Raw genomic sequence first — 21084 nt, 5'->3', positions numbered from 1 at the left:
AATACCAGCTTTCGAGTAGGCTTCAAACTTTTCAAAGTTGAAATAGCCACGGTCGAACACATGCAGCACATTTTTATCCGCTACAATCAATGCGTCCAGCTGTGTTTCATCCGCAGGTCTTGCCGGAGTAAGATTTACTTTATTTGGGTAAGAAATGCCATCGCAAAAGGAAATGGAAGTATGCATCTTCACTCCAGATTTTGTTTCTCGAAAATCTGCCCATTCATATTGACTGAGGCACATGGATATGGTTGATGAATCAATCAAATGAAGCTTATCAAGTTCTTTACTTACCATTCTTGGTCCAAGTATATGGTGCAACTTCTGAATTAAATGATGTAGAATCACTTCAAAAATTTCATGTGGGATACTTCTGTTTTTTCGAGAAAGCTGTGACTTACTAATATTTTCAATACCTACTAGCCTTTGAACTGTTTTCTTGCGTTTAATCGTATTGCTTATTCGTTTTAAACTATCTAAGTTTTTCAGTTGTGCATAGATAAAAGCATTGGTAAACGTTAGTAGATCAAGCTTTTTAACATACTTATCAAGTTCTGCGTGATCGACCATTTTTTGGGTTACTTTTGAATCTAATGGATGAATGTATTCCTTGAATACAGTTTTTATGGTATGATTGTCCATGAGTTCTCCTTATAATTTGGGATTTGGACAGGACTACCATTCCCTTATTATAAGGTTTTTTATAGACTTTTGTAGTGAAAACTCCCATTATTCCTAATGTTCCAACTAAATATTTTTCTTGACATTTGTAGAAAAACTTTATGCAACGCTAGTGATAATTTCCTAAACAAAAATAAAGCCGCCCATTTTATCGGGCGGCTTGTTTAACCTTGCGTTTCCTCTTTATAATCGCAATTGGTACATTGAATTTGCGTTTCTTTTTTCTTTTTCTTTTCGACCAGCAGAGAGCTACATTTAGGACACGGTCGGGAAATTGGTTTATCCCAAGAAACAAAATCGCATTCCGGAAAACGGTCACAGCCGTAAAACTTTCGATTCTTTTTCGATTTTCGTTCCACCACGTCGCCCTTTTTACATTTAGGACAAGTCACACCAATTTTTTTGAGAATGGGCTTGGTGTTACGGCATTCCGGGAAGTTGAAACATGCAAGGAATTTTCCATACCGCCCCATCTTATATACCATTTCATGTCCACATTTTTCACAGGTAATCCCTGCTGGTTCATCTTTAATTTCGATTTTTTCCATTTCCTGTTCCGCGGTTTCCAATCGTTTACTAAACGGCTGGTAAAATTCGTCTAAAACGGCGATCCAATCTGCTTTCCCCTCTTCAATGGAGTCAAGGTCCTCCTCCATTTTAGCGGTGAAATCAAGATCAATAACCTGTGGAAAAAATTCTTGCAGTAGCTCAATAACTATTTGACCGAGCTCAGTTGGAATAAATCGCTTATTATCAATGGAGACATACCCCCGACGCTGAATCGTATCAAGTGTGGGGGCATAGGTAGACGGACGACCGATTCCCTGTTCTTCCATTGTCTTTACCAGTCTTGCTTCTGTATATCGTGGAGGTGGCTGGGTAAAGTGTTGATCAGGGATGATGTCGTTAGCCTTCACTTCCATTCCTTCCTGCAAGTCGGGTAAATATTTATTTTCCTGTTTGCTATTGTCATCTGTTCCTTCTATATATACACTTCTAAAACCTTTAAATTTAATCTTGGAACCGGTAGCACGAAATTCCACACCGTTGTTTATTAGTTGAACAGTCATCGTATCCATTACTGCAGGTGCCATTTGACTTGCCAGGAATCGTTCCCAGATTAATTTATACAACCGGTATTGATCACGGGATAATATCGATTTTAGTGTTTTGGGATCACGGTTTACTGACGTAGGACGGATTGCTTCATGGGCATCCTGTGATCCTTCTTTTTGTTTTACCTTTTTCTGCATCCCCAAATAATTTTTTCCGTGTTTTTCCTCAATGTATTCTTTCGCTTCAGCTTTGGCGGTATCCGAGGTACGTGTGGAATCCGTACGCATGTATGTGATTAAACCGGTAATTCCACCAGCTTTTTTCCCCAGGTCAATTCCTTCATATAGCTGCTGAGCTACCATCATGGTCTTTTTGGCACGGAAATTTAATTTTCTTGCTGCTTCCTGTTGCAAAGATGATGTTGTAAACGGCAATGCGGGATTTCGTTTCCGTTCCCGCTTTTTGACCTGGTCAACAAGAAAGGTTTTATCTTCCGTTATTTTCTTTAAAATTTCATTAACATCACTTTCCGTTTTTAGCTCCTGTTTCTCATTATCGATCCCATAAAATGAGCCTTCGAATGTTTCTCCATCCTTTAAGAAATTTGCTTCGATTGACCAATATTCTTCCGGCTTGAAGTTTTCAATCTCCTTCTCCCGGTCGATAATCATTTTAACAGCTACCGATTGCACACGTCCGGCGCTTAAACCTTTTTTTACTTTCTTCCATAATAATGGACTGATATTATAACCAACCAGCCGATCCAAAATCCGTCTTGCCTGCTGGGCATCTACCAGGTCGGTATCAATGGATCGTGGGTGCTTAAATGATTCTTTTATTGCATCCTTCGTAATTTCGTTAAAGACTACCCGGCAATCTGAGTGTTCATCAATGTTCAAACTGTGAGCCAAATGCCAGGCAATTGCTTCCCCTTCTCGATCAGGGTCGGCCGCAAGATAGACTTTTTTTGCCTTTTTAGCAGCTGATTTCAAATTTTTTAATACATCGCCTTTTCCGCGAATTGTAATATATTTTGGTTTAAAGTTGTTTTCGGTATCCACTCCCATTTGACTTTTCGGCAGGTCCCGAACATGTCCCATGGATGCCTCTACTTTATATTTTTTTCCCAAGTATCGTTCAATCGTCTTTGCCTTGGCAGGTGATTCAACGATTACTAGATAATCTGACATATCTGCTTTCTCCTCCCAAACTGAGGTAACCCAATTAAAGTATACAATCCTCTATCAATTGGAAATCTCCACTAATAGTAAATATATCATCCACATTTGTCAAACATGATGAAATCGCCTTTTCCATTTTCATCACGGGTTACCCATATCTTTATGCTCGGTTTCCATAAAAATATGCTTCATTGATTCCCAATCTTCCATTACATCAGATGCATTGGTAACCAGTTTTGCCCCATCTTGAATCATCTGATGACAACCCGCGGTTTGTGGTAGTAGCGGGGAATCCGGTACCGCATACACTTCCCTTCCCTGATCAAGCGCCTGATCAACGGTAATCAGTGTCCCACTCCGTTCACGCGCTTCAATAACTAATGTTCCATAACTCAGCCCGCTAATGATCCGATTCCTTTCCGGAAAATGATATCGTTCCGGTCGTGTATCAGGTGGGTATTCAGACAATAGCAATCCATGTTGCACCAACTTATGAAATAATGCTATGTTTTGTTTCGGATAAATGTGATGAAAACCGTTCCCCAAAACAGCAATTGTTTTTCCGGTATGTTTTAGTGCGATTTGGTGTGCATACGCATCAATTCCTTGTGCCATACCACTGACAATCAGGAAATCTCTTTCCATCAACGGTTGGAGAATAAAGGCTGTTTTTCGGTAGGCATTTGTCGATGGATTTCTTGTACCAATAACACTTAGGGAGGGTTTATGCTTTAACAGCGACAGGTCACCCAAAGCATAAAGAACCAGCGGCGGGTCTTTTATAGTTTTTAGCATATCCGGATAGGTTTCGTCAACTATTGTCAATATCGAAAACTGATTAATATCCTGTTTTAGTGATTGATGGATTTGCTGATTATGAAGGTCAAAATAAAGTAATTGGGCTTTTTTATCGGGGAGTGCGTATCGTTGACCAAGTTCTGCAGAAGAAAGTTTGTAGAGATCAGATAGGGGGCAGTCGAGCTTGAGCATACGGTTGATCGTATTCCTGGTTACTCCACGGCAGCGGTGAAGATGAATGAGTTTTTTTCGTAATATTTTCAATACATCACTTCCTTCATATCATTGGGTTTTTAAAATCTTTGATAGAACGGGTCTGACCCATTCTCTGAGACAGACCCTAATGATTAATGCGTTTTACATTTTTCGTCCAAGTTACGTTCTTTTAGTGCTTCAATCATTTTTTCACCCATAACAGCTGGTGTTTCCGCAACTTTAATGCCACATTCACGCATAACACGCATTTTCTCTTCAGCAGTACCTTTACCACCGGAAATAATCGCGCCGGCGTGACCCATCCGTTTTCCTGGAGGTGCAGTTGCGCCGCCAATGAAGCCAACAACAGGTTTTTTCATATTTGCTTTTATCCATGCTGCAGCTTCTTCCTCAGCAGTACCACCGATTTCACCAATCATCACAACTGCTTCGGTATCGGGATCATCGTTAAATGCTGATAATACATCGATAAAGTTTGTGCCATTAACAGGGTCGCCGCCAATCCCTACTGCAGTAGATTGGCCATAACCTTTTTCCGATAATTGATGTACCGCTTCATAGGTCAGGGTACCAGAACGGGAAACAACCCCGATGTGACCTTTTTTATGAATGTATCCAGGCATAATGCCGATTTTACATTGTTCCGGTGTAATGACACCAGGACAGTTCGGCCCTATCAGACGTGTTTTCTTGCCTTCCATGTATCGTTTTACTTTCACCATATCTAAAACAGGAATATGTTCAGTAATACAAATAGCCAGATCTAATTCTGCGTCTACTGCCTCTATAATGGCATCAGCTGCAAATGGTGCAGGCACATAAATAACAGATGCCGTAGCCCCTGTCTGGTCAACAGCTTCTTTTACTGTGTTAAAGACAGGCACACCTTCTACCTCTGTACCACCTTTTTTCGGTGTCACACCACCGACGATTTTTGTACCATATTCAAGCATTTGTTTTGTGTGGAATTTAGCCGTACCACCGGTAATTCCCTGGACAATTACTTTTGTATCCTGATTAATGTATATACTCATTTTCGTCCGTCCTTTCCGCGTAATGATGCACTTTGAAAATAATGGTTAAAGGTCAAACAGGTTAACATAACTAAACAGTCGCCTATCTGATCTTTATTTGACCAATGAAACGATTTTTTCTGCCCCATCGGCCATGGAATCTGCAGAGGTAATGTTTAATCCTGAGTCATCCAGAATTTTCTTGCCCAAATCAACATTGGTACCTTCCAAACGTACAACCAATGGTAATTTCAGGCCAACTTGTTTGGTAGCTTCGACAACACCCTCAGCAATAACATCACATTTCATGATTCCGCCAAAAATATTGACAAAAATCCCTTTTACATGGGAATCGGACAAAATGATCTTGAATGCTTCGGTAACTTTTTCTGCAGTAGCACCGCCCCCAACATCAAGAAAGTTAGCCGGATCACCGCCATAATATTTGATAATATCCATGGTTGACATAGCAAGTCCTGCTCCATTAACCATACAGCCGATATTACCATCCAAAGCAATATAGTTTAAATCATACTTGGATGCTTCAATTTCCTTCTCGTCTTCTTCATCCAAATCCCGTAAATCTTGTATATCTTTTTGACGGAAAATGGCATTATCGTCAAAATTCAATTTGGCATCAAGAGCCATCACTTGTCCATCACCAGTTGTTACAAGTGGGTTAATCTCGGCAACAGAACAATCTTTTTCAATAAATGCTTGATAAAGTCCGGTCATGAATTTAACTGCCTTTGACAGCAGTTCATCCGGTATATTGATGTTAAACGCTAATCTGCGTGCTTGATAAGGGCTGAGTCCTACAACAGGATCAATGACCTCTTTAAATATTTTTTCCGGCGTTTCGGCAGCAACTTCTTCAATTTCCATGCCGCCCTCCTCTGATGCCATCATAACAACACGAGATGTTGCGCGGTCAAGAACAACACCAACATAGTATTCTTTTTTAATATCGCATCCTTCCTCGATAAGCAAGCGTTTGACTTCCTTGCCTTCCGGACCAGTTTGATGCGTAACAAGTGTTTTTCCTAATATTTCATCAGCATATGTACGCACTTCATCCAAATTTTTGGCAACTTTAACTCCACCGGCTTTACCTCTGCCCCCGGCATGGATTTGTGCTTTGACCACAGTAACAGACGTTCCCAGTTTTTTGGCAGCTTCAACTGCTTCATCGACAGTATATGCAACATGGCCATTTGGCACGTTTACGCCAAAGTTTCGCAAAATTTCTTTGCCTTGATACTCATGAATGTTCATCCTTTATCCTCCAATCAAATTTCGCTGCAAATCTATTGTATTAAAAACCAACAAATTTCACAAGAATAAGGATCCTCATTGATATTTAGATCTGTCAAAAGTTCCGCAAGAGATGGATCTTTCTGTACCGGGATATCATTTTCCTTTGCCTTTTTAATCATTTCTTCAGCAATAAGCCCTTTACCACTTGCTGTAATTCGGGGCATAATCAGATTTGTTGTCATAATGTAATGTCGCAGCCTTTTTCCGCTTTGTCATATTCGCAAATCCACTCCTTGTTTCATAGGCTCTACATCATCAACCGCATGAGCTGAACATTATGAAACCGGCTGACTCTTGCACTGAATCTATTTGCAATCCATTGATAAAATGTAATATTTTTTGGGCGTGTTCTCTGTTCTATATCAAAAGGAATCTTTTTGTTTAGAAGTGATCCAAGAAAAGCCTTGTTTGGTTTGATCGCCTTTAACCCGAATTGTTGCAGCAAATCGATGGTGTCGTTTTGCTCTTGACCATTAACTTTGTTTTTAAGCACTTTGAGCCGTATGAGATCATCTTTCTTTCCAATCTGAAAATAATAGGTTTTTCCGGCTGTTAACGGAGCCTCCAATTGGGCAACCATTGATTGTGATTGCAGCTGGATTTGTGCCTTATTGTTCGGATATAACTGAAGAACTTTCCCTTGAATAATTTGCTCCTGTTTTAATACAGGAATCGTTTCAGTTCTATGAACACTTGGTGTGCCTTGCATGTGGGAAAGGTCCATGATACCACCTCATTCCAACAAGCATCATGTAGCTGTGTTTCTTACTGGAGCATACGATTTGCGATGGTACGGGGAAATTCCATGCTGTTGGAGCATATCCATATGATGTTTCGTTCCATATCCCATATTTGACGCAAAATCATAGCAGGGAAATTCCGTATGTATCTGTTTCATTAATTGATCTCGCGTAACTTTGGCTAAAATACTGGCAGCGGCAATCGAGATACTTTTTTGGTCTCCTTTTACAATTGCTTCTGCGGAACACTTTAACCCTCCAAGCTGTACCGCATCAACCAAAACATGGTCTGGAGCAGGGTTCAATTGATCAATAGCTTCATACATCGCCTGTTTGGTTGCCTGGAAAATATTAATCTCATCAATGATTTGATTATTGATCATCGCAATACCATAACTGACTGCCTGCTCCTTGATTTGTGCAAAAAAACGTTCTCGTGTTGCCTCATTCAGTTGCTTGGAATCGTTTAATCCCAGTAAGGAAAAGTCATGGGGCAGGATAACTGCAGCCGCTACGACCGGACCCGCCAATGGACCTCTGCCCGCTTCATCAATTCCAGCAATATATTGACAGCCGTTTTGATAATTGAATTGCTCATAACGGCACATATCCACGAATCTTTTTTTCAGTTCCTGCTTTTTTTGTTTATTACGGTCATGGCGTGCAATTAATTGTTGTACCCCTTTACGCGTATCCAACCGTAGTTCCGCAAGTAATGTTTCCGTTACTGCATTTCTAGCAAATAACTGCTTTAATTCATCAATAGATTGCTTACTCATCTTTACACCTCTACTTTATTTATCGGCAAATTCCTAAATTTATTAAGTTACCAGCATAAGAAAAACTGGCATGCATCCGAAAATGTATGCCAGTTACGCTTCAATGGATTCTAAGGTTATCCTGCCTAACCTGCCAGTTCTGAGATCACGGAGAACAATGTCGGCAACTTTATCGAAATTAACCTTGCCGCCACTTTCCAGGCAACCACGTTGTTTGCCAATCACTTCAAATATCTCCCACATATCCTCCATATCATGGTCAATCGCAAACCGATCCTTCAGCATTTCCGGGTAATATTTTTGCATATAAGAAATCACGAATGCGGCAATATCCTGTAATGACAACAGTTGATCCTTAATGGTCCCCAACGCTGCCAATCGGTATCCAATCTGCTCATCCTCAAATTTGGGCCACAAAATCCCTGGGGTATCGAGCAATTCAAAATCCTTACCTACCTTGATCCATAATTGCTGTTTTGTAACACCAGGTCGATCTCCTGTCTTGGCAATTTTTTTATTAGCGAGTCGATTGATCAATGTCGATTTACCTACATTTGGAACTCCCACAATCATCGCCCTTGCTGCTCTGGGTTGAACACCTTTTCGCTTTAATTTTTCCATCTTTTCTTCGCCCAGGTTTTTCGCCTGTTGAATAACCTGTTTGATATCAGCTTTATCATCGATATTAACAGCCAGTGTTTTCGTCCCGTTTGCTTGAAAATAATGAAGCCATTTCGCCGTTTCACGTTGATCGGCCAAATCTTTTTTCATAAAGACTATCATCTTTGGTTTATTCTGTAAGACTTGCTTCAGCATTGGGTTTTGCGATGAAAACGGGGCACGCGCATCCACCAGTTCAATGACAAAATCAACCAGTTTTAATTTTTCTTCTACTTCACGCCGGGCCTTTGCCATATGACCCGGAAACCATTGAATTGGCATTTGGTTCACCCTATTCTTTTGCAATCTGGATACGGCTGATTGGCCAATATATCAGACTGGTTGTTCCGACGATCCGATCTTCGGGAATCAATCCCAGGATCCGACTGTCAGTGGAGTTATTACGGTTATCACCCAATACCAACAAGTAGCCCTTAGGGATTGTATGGTAAGACCCCGGTAAATCTTCCAATTGAAAATCTCCTGTCAGCACTTCTCCCGGCTGCAGGTTTTCTTTTTGTTCCTTCAAAAAAGGTTCATCAATCTGCTTTCCATTAATGTATAATACTTCATCCTTTACTGCAACATGCTCCCCTGGCAGGCCAATCACACGCTTGATAAAATCTTTGCCTTCCGTTGCATGAAAAACAACAATATCAAAGCGTTCCGGTTCGTGTAGACGATAGACAAATTTATTTACAATCATTTGATCCCGATTATGCAAAGTTGGTTGCATCGATGGACCATCTACAATAATGGGAGCAAAAAAATATGTTCGTACAACTAGTGCGAGTCCAACCGCAAACAATAACGCCAAAATCCAGTCTAACCACTCGTTTTTCTTCCGTTTGGCCATGATTCCACTTCCCAATTGTCATGAGGAATTTTTGTATTTCCCACCTATTATGTAGCATTTTGACTATAATACTTTTGATATTAAAGTGAAAAAGAGCTTGCAATAGTACCAAGCTCTCTCCCATACAAGTTCCCATATTATTAACGACGCTCTTTGATTCGTGCCGCTTTACCACGCAGATTACGAAGATAGTATAGTTTGGCGCGACGTACAATACCACGACGGGAAACTTCAATTTTCGCAATTCGAGGTGAATGTAATGGGAATGTACGCTCAACACCCACACCGTAAGAAATCTTTCTTACTGTAAATGTTTCACTAATTCCACCGTTTTGACGTTTAATCACGACACCTTCAAACACCTGGATACGTTCACGATTTCCTTCCACAACCTTAACGTGAACCTTTACAGTGTCACCCGCGCGGAAATCAGGATGATCTGTGCGAAGTTGATCTTTTGTGATGTCTTCAATAATTTGTTGCATCCTACTTCACTCCTTCCAAACCAATGCTCATGTCTCACTATGTGGCAGCGGAACATCGTTTATCCAGCTTAAGTATGTAACTTAAGCACAACAATTAATATACCATAATGGCCATAAGAGTTCAACTGCTTTCATCATATTTGTTCCAGAGATGGCATCTATTCATGATTGGAACGTTTTATCTCTTCCAAAATTTCCCGATCATTTTGTGACAACTCCTGCTGGTCAATCAATTCTTTCCTCCGCTCATACGTACGTTTTAAAGATTCTTTTTTGCGCCATCGCTCAACCTTCGCATGATTGCCCGATAAAAGCACATCCGGAACCTTCATGCCGCGAAAATCAGCTGGACGGGTATAATGCGGATGTTCCAGCAAACCAGTAGAAAAAGAATCGGCTGGGGCTGAATCTTTATTGCCCAGTACATCTGGCAACAGGCGGACAACACTATCAATGACAACCATCGCACCGAGCTCTCCCCCGGTTAATACATAGTCGCCAATGGAAATCTCATCAGTTACAAGATATTCTCTAATCCGCTCATCGTAGCCTTCATAATGACCGCAAATAAATACCAGATGATCCTCTGTTGCCAACTCCTCCGCCTTTTCCTGATGATATGGTTCTCCCTGTGGACACATCAAAATAACCCGGGGATTTGTGGTTACATTCTCTGTGACAGAAGCAACCGCATCAAACACTGGCTGTGGAGTAAGTACCATACCTGCGCCACCACCATATGGATAATCATCCACCTTGCCATGTTTATTTTCGGTAAAATCACGAAAATTGATTAGATTATAACTGAATTTCCCCTTCTCCTGGGCTTTTTTTAAAATAGAGGAATTAAAAATGTTTGCAATCATTTCTGGAAATAGTGTTAAGACATCAATATGCATTAGTCAAGCAATCCTTCCATTGGTTCGATTACCACTTTTTTCTCATCTGTATCCACCGCTTTTACCACATCTTCAATATACGGAATTAATACTTCTTTTTCATTAGCCTTTTGTACAACCCAGACATCATTAGCGCCGGGGGCTAGAATTTCTTTGATAGTACCTACCTTTTCCCCGCTGTTTGTATAGACATCACAGCCAATAATTTCATGATAGTAGTACGCATCTTCTTCCAACTCGGTTAGCTGTTCCTCCGATATTGTCAAATATGCTCCTTTAAAATGTTCGACATCATTTATGTTGTCATATCGTTCAAAGTGAATAAGATCAAACCCTTTATGCACCCGATGACCATCGATAACCAGTGGCAGGAAATCCCCATTTTCCATGACATAAAGCGTTTCACCAATCGCAAAGCGTTCCGCAAAATCAGTAATTCGTTTTACTTTTACTTCACCACGAACTCCATGCGTATTGACGATTTTTCCGACATTATACATTTGTTCCATTATTTCACCACCTGCTATTCGTCAATCCGAACGACAACACCATCTTTTATGATAATTGCCCGCTCATCCATGATCTCATTCCAATGCGTTCCAACATCTACCTCAACAAGAGCTTCAACTTCCTTTTCGACAATTTCACTGCCAATTTCCAGCATGTCCAACTGCTCTATTTTAAACTCCAACAACTTCATTTTTTCTTTCCGATTTTTAATTTCCTGCTGAAAACGAGCAGCAACCTCTTGTTTTGAAACACCTGATTTATTTTGTAACTTTCGTTGTTCAAACAATAGCTGTTGACACTCTTGTTCAAGCCGCATTTTATGATGATTAAAATTCATTTGTAGCTTGGCCTTGCTTTTCTCTGTAACAATTTGTTTAATTAAAACCTTTTTGATGATTTTCATATCTGTTCCTCGCTCTCTGAAACGATCTGAAAACAAACAATGTTATAGTGAAAAAGGGAAAGGGTATCCGTCTCCCTCTCCCTTTACATAATATCCAAATAAATTCGTTTGTTCGTGTCCGTCCGTGCCGCATAAACAAGCGTACGGATCGCTTTGGCAATACGACCGTTCTTGCCGATCACCTTGCCGACATCTTCCTGATTGACGGTCAAATGGTAAACAATCTTGGCTTCCTCTTTTGTTTCCGTCACAGTGATATCATCCGGGTGATCGACAAGTGGTGTCACAATGGATTCAATTAAGGCTTTCATGGTATCACACTACCTTATTATTGATTTTTTTGGTCGTGAAATTTCTTCATGATGCCTTCTTTTGAGAACAGGTTACGCACTGTATCACTTGGTTGCGCACCATTTGTCATCCAGCTAAGCGCTTTTTCTTCGTCAATCTTAACTTCAACCGGTTTGGCTACCGGATTATACGTGCCAATTTGTTCAATTTGCCGACCGTTACGAGGAGAACGAGAATCGGCTACAACAATACGATAGAAAGGATTTCGTTTTGAACCCATACGTTTTAAACGAATCTTAACAGCCATGTTTTTACACCTCCAATAAAATGTTCATCACAAGTTTAGATTCTAACAGAAAGTTTTTAGTCTGTAAAGGGTTTTTCCATTACATGTTGGATCCGTTTAGGTAATCCGGGCGCCTCCGCTTTTGAGCTTACATAAACGGAAACTTCATACCTTTGCCTTTTTTTCCTTTTTGCGCATTGGTCATTTGCTTCATCATTTTCTTCATTTCACTGAATTGTTTGAGCAGGCGGTTAACTTGGGAAACGGATGTGCCGGAGCCTTTGGCAATTCGCTTCTTGCGGCTTGCATTCATAATGGCAGGTTCTTGCCGTTCTTTTTTGGTCATCGATTGAATGATCGCTTCCACCTGAGTAAGCTGACTCTCATCGATTTGGGCATTTTTCAAACCTTTCATTTTCCCTGCTCCAGGAAGCATCGAAAGCAAGTCTTCCAGTGGTCCCATTTTTTTTACTTCGCCCATTTGTTCGAGAAAGTCATCAAAAGTAAAGGACATGGAACGCATCTTGTCTTCCAATTCCTTTGCCTGTTTCTCATCAACATTTGTTTGCGCTTTTTCGATTAAGGTGAGCACATCACCCATACCAAGAATTCTTGATGCCATACGTTCCGGATGAAATGCCTCTAATTGATCCAGCTTTTCGCCCATCCCGGCAAATTTAATCGGTTTATCGGTTACCGCTTTAATCGATAAAGCAGCACCACCTCGAGTATCTCCATCAAGCTTGGTTAACACAACACCGGAAATATCCAATTGTTCATTAAAACTTTCAGCTACATTTACGGCATCTTGTCCGGTCATTGCATCCACTACAAGAAAAATCTCATCCGGTTTGACCGACTGTTTGATCTGCTGCAATTCATCCATTAGCTCGTTATCCACATGCAACCGTCCGGCGGTATCAATAATCACATAATCCTGGTGATCTTGCTTTGCCTGATCAATCGCTTTTGTAGCAATATCAACCGGATTTGCCTCGGTTCCCATGGAAAATACCGGCATATTTAATTGCGTACCCAACGTTTCCAGCTGCTTGATCGCCGCCGGGCGGTACACATCACAAGCAACCAATAATGGATTACGATTGTGTTTTTTTCGTAATAGATTGGCAAGCTTGCCGGTCGTTGTCGTTTTACCGGCACCTTGCAAACCAACCATCATAATAACTGTAGGTGATTTCTCAGCCACAGCAATCTTGCTTTGCTCTCCACCCATCAGTTCAGTCAATTCTTCCTTTACGACCTTAATAACCTGCTGACCGGGTGTCAGGCTATCCATTACTTCCTGCCCGATTGCACGTTCCTTGATCCGTTTAATTAAATCTTTAACCACTTTGAAATTGACATCAGCTTCCAGTAAAGCAAGACGAACTTCGCGTGTCATTTCTTTAACATCTTGCTCACTTACTTTACCTTTACCTGTTATTTTCTTTATTGTCTTTTGCAGGCGGTCGGAAAGTCCTTCAAATGCCATAGAAGGTGTCCCCCTAATCTAATTCTTTTAATTGTTTAACAATGTCCAAAACAGACTTTTCTTTTGTTGTATGTTCCAATTTATCCAGCAGTTTTGCGCGCTGCTCGAATTTTTCATATAAATGTAATTTCTTTTCATAGGTTTCAAGCATCGTCTCAGTCCGTTTAATATTATCATATACAGCTTGTCGAGACACTTGGGACAGTTCGGAGATTTCACCTAATGAATAGTCTTCCAAATAATACATATCCATATAACTTTGTTGTTTAGGGGTTAATAATGCCTGATAAAAATCAAATAAATAATTGATGCGTGTCGTCTTTTCCAACAATCTGGATCTCACCCCTTGTTAAGTGCTTTCACTTTACAATCTATACTACCATTACTCGCTCTCTTCTTCAAGCAAATCCGCAAACAAACCATAAACAAAAGCGTTGGCATCGAATGCTTGTAAATCATCTACCTGCTCACCCAACCCCACATATTTCACCGGGATATGCAATTCATGCCGAATGGCCAGAACAATCCCGCCTTTGGCTGTACCATCAAGCTTCGTCAGCACAATGCCGGATACATCTGTGCTTTGAGAAAATGTTTTAGCCTGACTCATGGCATTTTGTCCGGTTGTTGCATCCAATACCAGCAATACTTCATGCGGCGCACCGGGCACTTCTTTTTCAATGACTCTTTTTACTTTGGCAAGTTCATTCATTAAGTTGACTTTGTTTTGCAACCGTCCCGCCGTATCACAAATAAGAACATCCGCTTTTCGTGATTTGGCTGCTTTAATACCATCGAAAATGACTGCCGCCGGATCGCTGCCGGCATTTTGCTTAATGACATCGACGTCGGCTCGCTTGCCCCATTCCTCCAACTGTTCAATTGCCCCGGCTCGGAAAGTATCCCCGGCTGCCAGGATTACCTTTTTTCCATCCTGTTTTAATTGATAGGCAAGCTTGCCAATTGACGTTGTTTTACCAACCCCATTGACACCTACGACCAGAATAACCGTTAATTCCCCTTCTCGCAGGTTAAGTCCCTCGATTTCGTCATCTTCCTCACCATAATAGATATCGACAAGCTTCTCGGAAATGACTTCTTTTACTTCTTTGGTATCTTTGATGTTTTGCCGCTTTACTTCCATTTTCAATTCATCAATCAAATCCATCACGGTCGTCACACCAACATCGGCAGCTATCAACACTTCCTCCAGCTCTTCAAAAAAATCTTCATCCACTTTCCGATAACGGGCAATTAAATCGTTTATTTTTCCGGAAAATGAACCGCGCGTCTTTTTCATTCCTTCTTTATACTTCGTTGACACTTCTTCTGTATCACTTTGTTTGAATTTCTTTTTCAATGAATCCATGAAACCCATCATTCACACATCCCTTTATGTCGTAATTAATTCCTCGGTATCTTCCAGTCGAACCGATACCAATCGGGAAACACCTGATTCCTGCATCGTCACCCCATACAAGACGTCCGCTTCCTCCATCGTACCTTTTCGGTGGGTAATTACAATGAATTGTGTTTGTTTACTATACATTTTTACATATTTGGCAAACCGGACGACATTCGCTTCGTCGAGAGCGGCTTCTACTTCATCAAGCACACAAAATGGTACCGGCCGCACACGTAAAATCGCAAACAATAAAGCAATTGCGGTCAAGGCGCGTTCACCACCGGATAACAAGCCAAGATGCTGTAACTTTTTACCTGGAGGCTCGGCGATGATATCAACCCCCGTATCAAGCAAATTTTTCGGATCGGTTAATTTTAAAGCAGCTCGTCCGCCACCGAATAATTCTTTGAATACGGTCGTAAATTCCACTTGAATTTGTGAAAAAGTAGTTGAAAAACGATTTTCCATTTCTGCATCCATTTCAGCGATCACTTGGTACAGAGTTTGTTTTGCTTCAACCAAATCATTTTTCTGTTCCGATAAGAAATCGTACCGTTCTGAAATACGCTCGTATTCTTCAATCGCTCCCAGGTTTACATTACCCAAGCGATCAATCGATTGTTTTAACTGTTCCACACGCTCGTTGGCCTTTGTTGTATCCGCAGCCTTCTTATATGTTTGTTTGGCGCGTTCAAATGTAAGTGTATATTCTGTCTGCAAACGGGACAGCCGATTTTCCAGTTCCACATCCAACCGGTTTGCTTTAACCTCTTTTTCCTGGATTGTAGTTACAAACGCTTGATGGTGTTTATTTGCTTCTTTTATTTCCCGTTCCTGATCCTGAATCCGTTGGGTACGTCCGGTGCGATCCGTTCGCATTTCCTGGATCTTTTCCGTGATTTGTCCTTTTTCATCCTGTTTTTCCTGAATATGTTGATCTATTTCTTCTTCAGTCATATCACTTTCATTTAAATCTGTTAACTCGGCCAGTTTGGTTGTATACAGGTCGTTTTGTTCGGTTAGTTCCTGTAATTGTTTATTACATGAGGTGGTTTTTTCACGTTGGCTTTTCAGACGTTCTTCCTGCTCGGCAAGGCTTACTTGATAGGCATGATAACGTGTAAGCATTTGTTCCTGGTTTTCCCGAAAAGCTGCGTCCTGTTCGGTTAGTTCATCAATTTGCTGCTGGGTAGTGGTTAATTGGTGCTCGATTTTTGTTAGTTCATCGGATAAGACTGTTTCCCGTTGCTTAAGCTGATCAACGTCCTGGTCAAATTGGCGTTTATCTTGATCATACATCGTCAAATTTTCATTTAATGATGCTTGTTTTAGCTCTATTTCTCTTGATTCTGCCTGGATATCCTGTAACACTTTTCGCCCGCTTTCCAGTTGTTTTCTCCCTGCCTCCAGTTCTGTTTCCAATTGTTCGACCGTCTGTTTTTCTTTTTTTACACCGGATGCAAACGCCGTTGTCCGCTGTTGAAATTCCTCAAGCTTTTGCGTTAATTCCTGTAAATCTTTCTCCCTTGTAAACAAGGATTGATTCGTTTTCTTTTGCGCCCCGCCAGACATTGAACCACCTGGGTTAACCACGTCTCCTTCCAGGGTAACCACTCTGAATTTTCTCATGGCAACTTTGGCAATTTCATTTGCGTCTTTTAATGTTTTAGCTATTAATACATGCCCCATTAAATGTCGAACCGCTTTTTGATAAGCCTGATTACAAGAAACCAGATCAGCTGCAACGCCCACATATCCCTGATGTTGTTTTACCTTTGCCAATAAATCTGAAGCGATGTATCTCGGCTGAATGGAAGCTAGCGGCAAAAAGGTGGCACGTCCCTTGTTGGTCTGTTTCAACCAGGCAATGGCTTTTCTTGCAGCAACATCATCTGCAACCACAATATGCTGCGCCTGTCCACCAAGCACCGTTTCGATTGCCGTTAGATAATTTTTGGGCACATCAACCAATTCAATGACGGCACCATAGATCATATCAAGCTTTTGTTCTTCCCGTGCCTTTAAAACCGCCTTTACACCATTAAAAAATCCTTGAAAATCCTCTTTCATTTCTTCAAGCATTTCTTTTTTGGACTTTAATTTTTCAATGTACTGATAGCCTTGGTAAAGTTTTGTCTGTGACTCTTGGAAATGGCTTCGTGCTCGTTCCAAATTATTTTTTATTGTTTGAATGGACGCTTCTTTATTCTGAACGTCCTGTTGTTTTTGTTGAAGGATATGGTTGATCTCCTGCTGCTTGTTAGCTAAATTTTCTCTGGCTGCTAAAAGATCAGCAAATTTTTCCGCCTGTTTTTCTTTTTTTACATTAATTTGCTGCAGTTGTTGCTGTATGGAATGTTTTTCATTCCGTTTTGCTGCCTGATCATTAAGACACTCAATATAATCGGCTTTTAATCCTTCAATTTTTTCGGCAATATTTTCTTCTTCCATGTTTAATTGTTTTTCAAGTTGTTCAGCTTTTTGCTTTGTTTCCGCATGTTGGTTTGTCAGCTCTTTTAGTTTCTGCTTTTCCGCTGTCAATTGTTCTGCTATTTTTTTCATACGTTCGACTGTTTCCTGCTGCTGTGTTTCCAATTCTGCCTTGTTTTCCGTGAAATGCTTGATTCGTTCATTGAGGAGCTGTTTTTTTCCCTCAAATTGTTCCAGCTCTTGGGTGATAGATAACAGTGATGATTGGAATACCTCAATCCGTTCATCCAAATCTGCAATGTAATTCCTTTCATCTTCCACTTTTGCTTCTTTTTGCTGAATCTCTGTTGTTAAAGCTACTTCCTTTCGTTTTTTGTTTTCAATTTCAGCAAGTAGCGCTTTCCATTCTCCATGTAATTGCTCAATTTCCGCAATGAGCAGGGAAATTTCCTGTTCTTTTAATTGCTCTTTTTGTTCCAGATATGTCTGTGCCGTGCTTGCTTGCTCCTGTAACGGTTCCATTTGTTGTTGTATTTCATGAATAATATCTTCTACGCGATTTAAGTTTTCCTGCGTTTCAGCTAATTTATATTCGGCTTTCTTTTTTCGCTGTTTATATTTTAATACTCCTGCCGCTTCTTCAAAAATAGTCCGGCGTTCCTCAGCTTTGGAGCTTAAGATTTCCTCCACCTTGCCTTGACTAATAATCGAAAAAGCCTCCCTGCCAAGCCCGGAGTCCATAAATAGATCAACAATATCCTTTAAGCGACAGGCTTGCTTATTGATATAAAATTCGCTGTCCCCTGACCGATAAACACGGCGCATCACACTAACCTCATCATAATCAAGTGGTAACGTTTGATCAGCGTTATCCAGCACCAGGGTGACTTCAGCAACATTCAACGGTTTTCTTGTGTCACTGCCTTGAAAGATAATATCTTCCATCTTCGAGCCACGCAAAGATTTGGCGGATTGTTCCCCAAGCACCCAGCGAAGGGCATCGGTGATATTGCTTTTGCCGCTTCCATTCGGTCCAACCACCGCTGTTACGCCCGGGACAAAATCAACATTGATCCGTTCCGCAAAAGATTTAAAACCAACACTTTCCAACCGTTTTAAATACATAGTCATTCTCCTTAACTAAGTCAGGTATAAGAGATCAGATAAAAAGCCGGCAATATAGCCTTTTCTTTATCCAACAATGCTGAACCCCGACTACTTTCCAGATGCCAAACAAAAAATAGTATTTGGCATTTTACCGCATTTATTTTATCATAAAGGAAGAGACAAAAGAAGCGCAAGACCGCCATCGTACATATTTATCGTTACTATTCAAATGAAACTTTAAAACAGGAGTGATTATATGGGGTTAGAAAATCCTTCCACAGAAAACTTAAAAATAATTTTGGATGATTTAGCAGAAACACTTGGGGTCGTTAATCGATCGATCATGGATCCTGAAGACTATGACTTGGACAAATACGAGGATTTAAAATTCATGTATGATATGGTTAAACAAAAAGGCCAATTAAGCCCATCCGAAACCCATGCATTTATCGATGAATTAAAATCGGTGAGAAAAGGTCAAGGACAGTAGGTTTTATACCCTTGGACAAGACCACAGCCGTCGCGCCTCATTTATAAAGCCGTTTTACAGACTATAGAATAACTATATGGGCAAAAGGCTGTCATTTACATTGTAAAAAACAGCCTTTTAACTTATTGATTAAACGCATCCAACGCATGTTTGGCCGCGCGTTGTTCTGCTTCTTTTTTGGTCCGGCCAATTCCACGACCGGAAACTTTTCCCCGGAACGTGACTTCAGAAACAAACTCTCTATCATGTGACGGTCCTTTTTCTTCAACTATGTGGTATTCAACTGTAGCATTTGGGTATTGTTGTACAAGCTCCTGTAATTGGCTTTTATAATCCATCGCATGCGAAAAGGCACCAGTGGTTAACTTCGGAAAAATAAATTTGTTCATAAATTGTAATACTGTATCAAACCCTTGATCCAGATACAATGCACCCAGGAACGCTTCAAATGCATCAGCAAGGATGGCTGGTCGCTCGCGTCCGCCTGTTTGTTCTTCTCCCTTGCCAAGTGATAGCTGATCACCAAATTCCAAATCACGGGCAAAATGGTGAAGGGAAGGCTCGCATACAATTGCCGCGCGTAATTTGGTCATCTCCCCTTCAGGCATTTTAGGGTTTTTGCGATACAAGTATTGGGAAACTGCCAATTCCAGGACCGCATCACCCAAAAATTCCAGCCGTTCATTATCCGAAAATACTTCCCCTCGATGCTCATTCACATAGGATGAATGTGTAAAAGCCAATTTGATTAAACTATGATCATGAAATGTAATACCCAATGTTTTCTCCAATTTTGCAACATCCATTATGTCACCTGCTTCAATATCGTTTAGGTATCAAGTATGCTTAAAAGCCTCGCATTACGCGAGACTTTTCTTGTAAAATTCACATCACAAATTATTAAGATTGGGTACTGTTTATGTAGTCAACAGCATCACCTACTGTATTAATTTTCTCTGCTTCTTCATCCGCAATTTCCATATCAAATTCATCTTCCAATTCCATGACAAGTTCAACTACGTCCAATGAATCTGCATCAAGATCATCTTTGAAAGAAGCTTCTAATGTTACCTTTGATTCTTCCACATCAAGTTTGTCGACAATGATATCTTTTACACGATCAAATACGTCTGCCACACCGTTCACCCCCTTTCAAAGGTAATCTTATTAAGACCTTTCTTAGCTTAGCATAGCTTATACATCTTGAAAAGCATTAAAACTCTTTTAAGGCCCTTTATTTCTGCTATCCCATCACCATTCCGCCATCTACATGAATGGTTTGTCCAGTGATATAATTGGCATCGTCTGAGGCAAGGAAACGGACAACTTTGGCCACATCTTCCGGCTCTCCCAATTTACCCAGTGGAATCAGATCATGCATGCCTTTACGTTGTTCATCTGTCAATGCATCGGTCATATCGGTTGAAATAAAGCCTGGTGCAACCGCATTGACAAAAATATTCCGTGATGCCAATTCTTTCGCAGCAGTTTTGGTTAAACCAATCACACCAGCTTTAGCAGCGACATAGTTGGCCTGTCCAGGATTCCCGCTGACACCGACGACAGAGGCAACATTTACGATCTTTCCATTACGCTGCTTCATCATTTGTCTGGTAACGGCTTTGGTGCAAATGAAGACGCCTTTTAAATTGGTGTTAATAACTTGATCAAATTCTTCCTCTTTCATACGCATTAATAGATTGTCACGAGTTATTCCAGCATTGTTAATCAGTATATCCAGACTGCCGAATTCACTAATAATTTGTTTCACCATATCTTTAACATCTGCTTCATTGGTCACATCAGCTTTCACTTTAAAAGCTTTGGCGCCCAACTTTTGAATTTCTTCAACTACCATTTGTGCCTTTGCTTCATTTCCAGCGTAATTCACAGTAACATTGGCACCTTGTCTGGCCAATTCCAATGCAATGGCACGACCGATACCACGTGATGCACCGGTTACCAGCGCAGTTTTCCCTTCCAACAACA

General features: G+C 40.7%; 24 protein-coding genes. 1 reads left to right on the top strand and 23 read right to left on the bottom strand.

Going from position 1 to position 21084, the window contains the following annotated elements; genetic code table 11:
- The 20 genes from ABRT01_RS09775 to smc form a co-directional block, all read right to left on the bottom strand.
- A partial coding sequence (locus ABRT01_RS09775; RefSeq protein WP_367746940.1) for a DUF4372 domain-containing protein occupies positions 1–642 on the bottom strand: 642 nt, incomplete at its 3' end.
- Positions 643–845: 203 nt separating this feature from the next.
- Positions 846–2927, bottom strand: a complete 2082-nt coding sequence (gene topA / locus ABRT01_RS09770) for a type I DNA topoisomerase (protein WP_367746938.1) — start codon at positions 2925–2927, stop codon at positions 846–848.
- A 132-nt stretch (positions 2928–3059) separates the two neighbouring features.
- Positions 3060–3980, bottom strand: coding sequence for a DNA-processing protein DprA (dprA, locus tag ABRT01_RS09765; protein WP_269409249.1), 921 nt, complete (start codon positions 3978–3980; stop codon positions 3060–3062).
- Between the two features lie 83 nt (positions 3981–4063).
- A complete protein-coding gene (sucD, locus tag ABRT01_RS09760) occupies positions 4064–4966 on the bottom strand; it encodes a succinate--CoA ligase subunit alpha (protein WP_269409250.1) in 903 nt (300 codons plus the stop codon).
- Between the two features lie 93 nt (positions 4967–5059).
- The gene (gene sucC, locus ABRT01_RS09755) at positions 5060–6220 is read right to left on the bottom strand and encodes an ADP-forming succinate--CoA ligase subunit beta (protein WP_269409251.1); all 1161 of its coding nucleotides are present in this window, start codon (positions 6218–6220) and stop codon (positions 5060–5062) included.
- 32 nt (positions 6221–6252) lie between these two features.
- Complete coding sequence (locus tag ABRT01_RS09750; RefSeq protein WP_367746935.1) at positions 6253–6444, bottom strand: EscU/YscU/HrcU family type III secretion system export apparatus switch protein; 192 nt, start codon at positions 6442–6444, stop codon at positions 6253–6255.
- 65 nt (positions 6445–6509) lie between these two features.
- Complete coding sequence (locus ABRT01_RS09745) at positions 6510–6986, bottom strand: hypothetical protein (RefSeq protein WP_367746933.1); 477 nt, start codon at positions 6984–6986, stop codon at positions 6510–6512.
- A gap of 24 nt (positions 6987–7010) precedes the next feature.
- Entirely contained in the window at positions 7011–7781 is a 771-nt protein-coding gene (locus ABRT01_RS09740) for a ribonuclease HII (RefSeq protein ID WP_367746931.1), read from the bottom strand.
- A gap of 93 nt (positions 7782–7874) precedes the next feature.
- Complete coding sequence (gene ylqF, locus ABRT01_RS09735) at positions 7875–8723, bottom strand: ribosome biogenesis GTPase YlqF (RefSeq protein WP_367746929.1); 849 nt, start codon at positions 8721–8723, stop codon at positions 7875–7877.
- A 10-nt stretch (positions 8724–8733) separates the two neighbouring features.
- Positions 8734–9297: a signal peptidase I gene (lepB, locus tag ABRT01_RS09730; protein WP_269409256.1), complete on the bottom strand. Its 564-nt coding sequence runs from the start codon at positions 9295–9297 to the stop codon at positions 8734–8736.
- Positions 9298–9437: 140 nt separating this feature from the next.
- Positions 9438–9782, bottom strand: a complete 345-nt coding sequence (gene rplS / locus ABRT01_RS09725; RefSeq protein ID WP_269409257.1) for a 50S ribosomal protein L19 — start codon at positions 9780–9782, stop codon at positions 9438–9440.
- A 158-nt stretch (positions 9783–9940) separates the two neighbouring features.
- Complete coding sequence (gene trmD, locus ABRT01_RS09720) at positions 9941–10681, bottom strand: tRNA (guanosine(37)-N1)-methyltransferase TrmD (RefSeq protein ID WP_367746927.1); 741 nt, start codon at positions 10679–10681, stop codon at positions 9941–9943.
- Positions 10681–11190, bottom strand: coding sequence for a ribosome maturation factor RimM (gene rimM, locus ABRT01_RS09715; protein ID WP_269409259.1), 510 nt, complete (start codon positions 11188–11190; stop codon positions 10681–10683). Before rimM ends, trmD begins: the two co-directional genes overlap by 1 nt.
- Positions 11191–11204: 14 nt before the next feature.
- Entirely contained in the window at positions 11205–11594 is a 390-nt protein-coding gene (locus ABRT01_RS09710; RefSeq protein ID WP_269409260.1) for a YlqD family protein, read from the bottom strand.
- 83 nt (positions 11595–11677) lie between these two features.
- Positions 11678–11905, bottom strand: a complete 228-nt coding sequence (locus tag ABRT01_RS09705) for a KH domain-containing protein (RefSeq protein ID WP_367746924.1) — start codon at positions 11903–11905, stop codon at positions 11678–11680.
- Between the two features lie 17 nt (positions 11906–11922).
- Positions 11923–12192, bottom strand: a complete 270-nt coding sequence (gene rpsP, locus ABRT01_RS09700; protein ID WP_269409262.1) for a 30S ribosomal protein S16 — start codon at positions 12190–12192, stop codon at positions 11923–11925.
- A 127-nt stretch (positions 12193–12319) separates the two neighbouring features.
- Complete coding sequence (gene ffh, locus ABRT01_RS09695; RefSeq protein WP_367746922.1) at positions 12320–13663, bottom strand: signal recognition particle protein; 1344 nt, start codon at positions 13661–13663, stop codon at positions 12320–12322.
- 13 nt (positions 13664–13676) lie between these two features.
- Positions 13677–13994 carry a putative DNA-binding protein gene (locus tag ABRT01_RS09690; RefSeq protein ID WP_269409264.1) on the bottom strand — a complete coding sequence of 106 codons (318 nt, stop codon included), beginning with the start codon at positions 13992–13994 and terminating at the stop codon, positions 13677–13679.
- A gap of 51 nt (positions 13995–14045) precedes the next feature.
- Complete coding sequence (gene ftsY / locus ABRT01_RS09685) at positions 14046–15041, bottom strand: signal recognition particle-docking protein FtsY (protein WP_367746919.1); 996 nt, start codon at positions 15039–15041, stop codon at positions 14046–14048.
- A 15-nt stretch (positions 15042–15056) separates the two neighbouring features.
- Complete coding sequence (gene smc / locus ABRT01_RS09680) at positions 15057–18623, bottom strand: chromosome segregation protein SMC (RefSeq protein ID WP_367746917.1); 3567 nt, start codon at positions 18621–18623, stop codon at positions 15057–15059.
- A 238-nt stretch (positions 18624–18861) separates the two neighbouring features.
- Here smc and ABRT01_RS09675 point away from each other — a divergent pair, with 238 nt between their 5' ends.
- A complete protein-coding gene (locus tag ABRT01_RS09675; RefSeq protein WP_269409267.1) occupies positions 18862–19095 on the top strand; it encodes a DUF1128 domain-containing protein in 234 nt (77 codons plus the stop codon).
- Positions 19096–19217: 122 nt separating this feature from the next.
- Here ABRT01_RS09675 and rnc read toward each other — a convergent pair whose 3' ends face one another.
- The 3 genes from rnc to fabG form a co-directional block, all read right to left on the bottom strand.
- A complete protein-coding gene (gene rnc, locus ABRT01_RS09670) occupies positions 19218–19901 on the bottom strand; it encodes a ribonuclease III (protein WP_269409268.1) in 684 nt (227 codons plus the stop codon).
- A gap of 94 nt (positions 19902–19995) precedes the next feature.
- Complete coding sequence (acpP, locus tag ABRT01_RS09665) at positions 19996–20232, bottom strand: acyl carrier protein (RefSeq protein WP_088050147.1); 237 nt, start codon at positions 20230–20232, stop codon at positions 19996–19998.
- Between the two features lie 106 nt (positions 20233–20338).
- Complete coding sequence (gene fabG / locus ABRT01_RS09660) at positions 20339–21082, bottom strand: 3-oxoacyl-[acyl-carrier-protein] reductase (RefSeq protein WP_269412547.1); 744 nt, start codon at positions 21080–21082, stop codon at positions 20339–20341.
- Between the last annotated feature and the right edge of the window lie 2 nt (positions 21083–21084).

It is taken from the genome of Lentibacillus sp. L22 (assembly GCF_040812445.1).
GTDB lineage: Bacteria > Bacillota > Bacilli > Bacillales > Amphibacillaceae > Lentibacillus_C > Lentibacillus_C daqui.
Note: the sequence above shows the minus strand (reverse complement) of the source record. Positions and strands in the feature narration are given on the sequence as shown.

What these genes read in the sequence shown, in the direction of transcription:
- topA (WP_367746938.1), bottom strand. Translation starts at nt 2,927, where the DNA reads ATGTCAGATTATCTAGTAATCGTTGAATCACCTGCCAAGGCAAAGACG.
- sucD (WP_269409250.1), bottom strand. Translation starts at nt 4,966, where the DNA reads ATGAGTATATACATTAATCAGGATACAAAAGTAATTGTCCAGGGAATT.
- sucC (WP_269409251.1), bottom strand. Translation starts at nt 6,220, where the DNA reads ATGAACATTCATGAGTATCAAGGCAAAGAAATTTTGCGAAACTTTGGC.
- ABRT01_RS09750 (WP_367746935.1), bottom strand. Translation starts at nt 6,444, where the DNA reads ATGACAACAAATCTGATTATGCCCCGAATTACAGCAAGTGGTAAAGGG.
- ABRT01_RS09745 (WP_367746933.1), bottom strand. Translation starts at nt 6,986, where the DNA reads ATGGACCTTTCCCACATGCAAGGCACACCAAGTGTTCATAGAACTGAA.
- ABRT01_RS09740 (WP_367746931.1), bottom strand. Translation starts at nt 7,781, where the DNA reads ATGAGTAAGCAATCTATTGATGAATTAAAGCAGTTATTTGCTAGAAAT.
- ylqF (WP_367746929.1), bottom strand. Translation starts at nt 8,723, where the DNA reads ATGCCAATTCAATGGTTTCCGGGTCATATGGCAAAGGCCCGGCGTGAA.
- lepB (WP_269409256.1), bottom strand. Translation starts at nt 9,297, where the DNA reads ATGGCCAAACGGAAGAAAAACGAGTGGTTAGACTGGATTTTGGCGTTA.
- rplS (WP_269409257.1), bottom strand. Translation starts at nt 9,782, where the DNA reads ATGCAACAAATTATTGAAGACATCACAAAAGATCAACTTCGCACAGAT.
- trmD (WP_367746927.1), bottom strand. Translation starts at nt 10,681, where the DNA reads ATGCATATTGATGTCTTAACACTATTTCCAGAAATGATTGCAAACATT.
- rimM (WP_269409259.1), bottom strand. Translation starts at nt 11,190, where the DNA reads ATGGAACAAATGTATAATGTCGGAAAAATCGTCAATACGCATGGAGTT.
- ABRT01_RS09710 (WP_269409260.1), bottom strand. Translation starts at nt 11,594, where the DNA reads ATGAAAATCATCAAAAAGGTTTTAATTAAACAAATTGTTACAGAGAAA.
- ABRT01_RS09705 (WP_367746924.1), bottom strand. Translation starts at nt 11,905, where the DNA reads ATGAAAGCCTTAATTGAATCCATTGTGACACCACTTGTCGATCACCCG.
- rpsP (WP_269409262.1), bottom strand. Translation starts at nt 12,192, where the DNA reads ATGGCTGTTAAGATTCGTTTAAAACGTATGGGTTCAAAACGAAATCCT.
- ffh (WP_367746922.1), bottom strand. Translation starts at nt 13,663, where the DNA reads ATGGCATTTGAAGGACTTTCCGACCGCCTGCAAAAGACAATAAAGAAA.
- ftsY (WP_367746919.1), bottom strand. Translation starts at nt 15,041, where the DNA reads ATGGGTTTCATGGATTCATTGAAAAAGAAATTCAAACAAAGTGATACA.
- smc (WP_367746917.1), bottom strand. Translation starts at nt 18,623, where the DNA reads ATGTATTTAAAACGGTTGGAAAGTGTTGGTTTTAAATCTTTTGCGGAA.
- ABRT01_RS09675 (WP_269409267.1), top strand. Translation starts at nt 18,862, where the DNA reads ATGGGGTTAGAAAATCCTTCCACAGAAAACTTAAAAATAATTTTGGAT.
- rnc (WP_269409268.1), bottom strand. Translation starts at nt 19,901, where the DNA reads ATGGATGTTGCAAAATTGGAGAAAACATTGGGTATTACATTTCATGAT.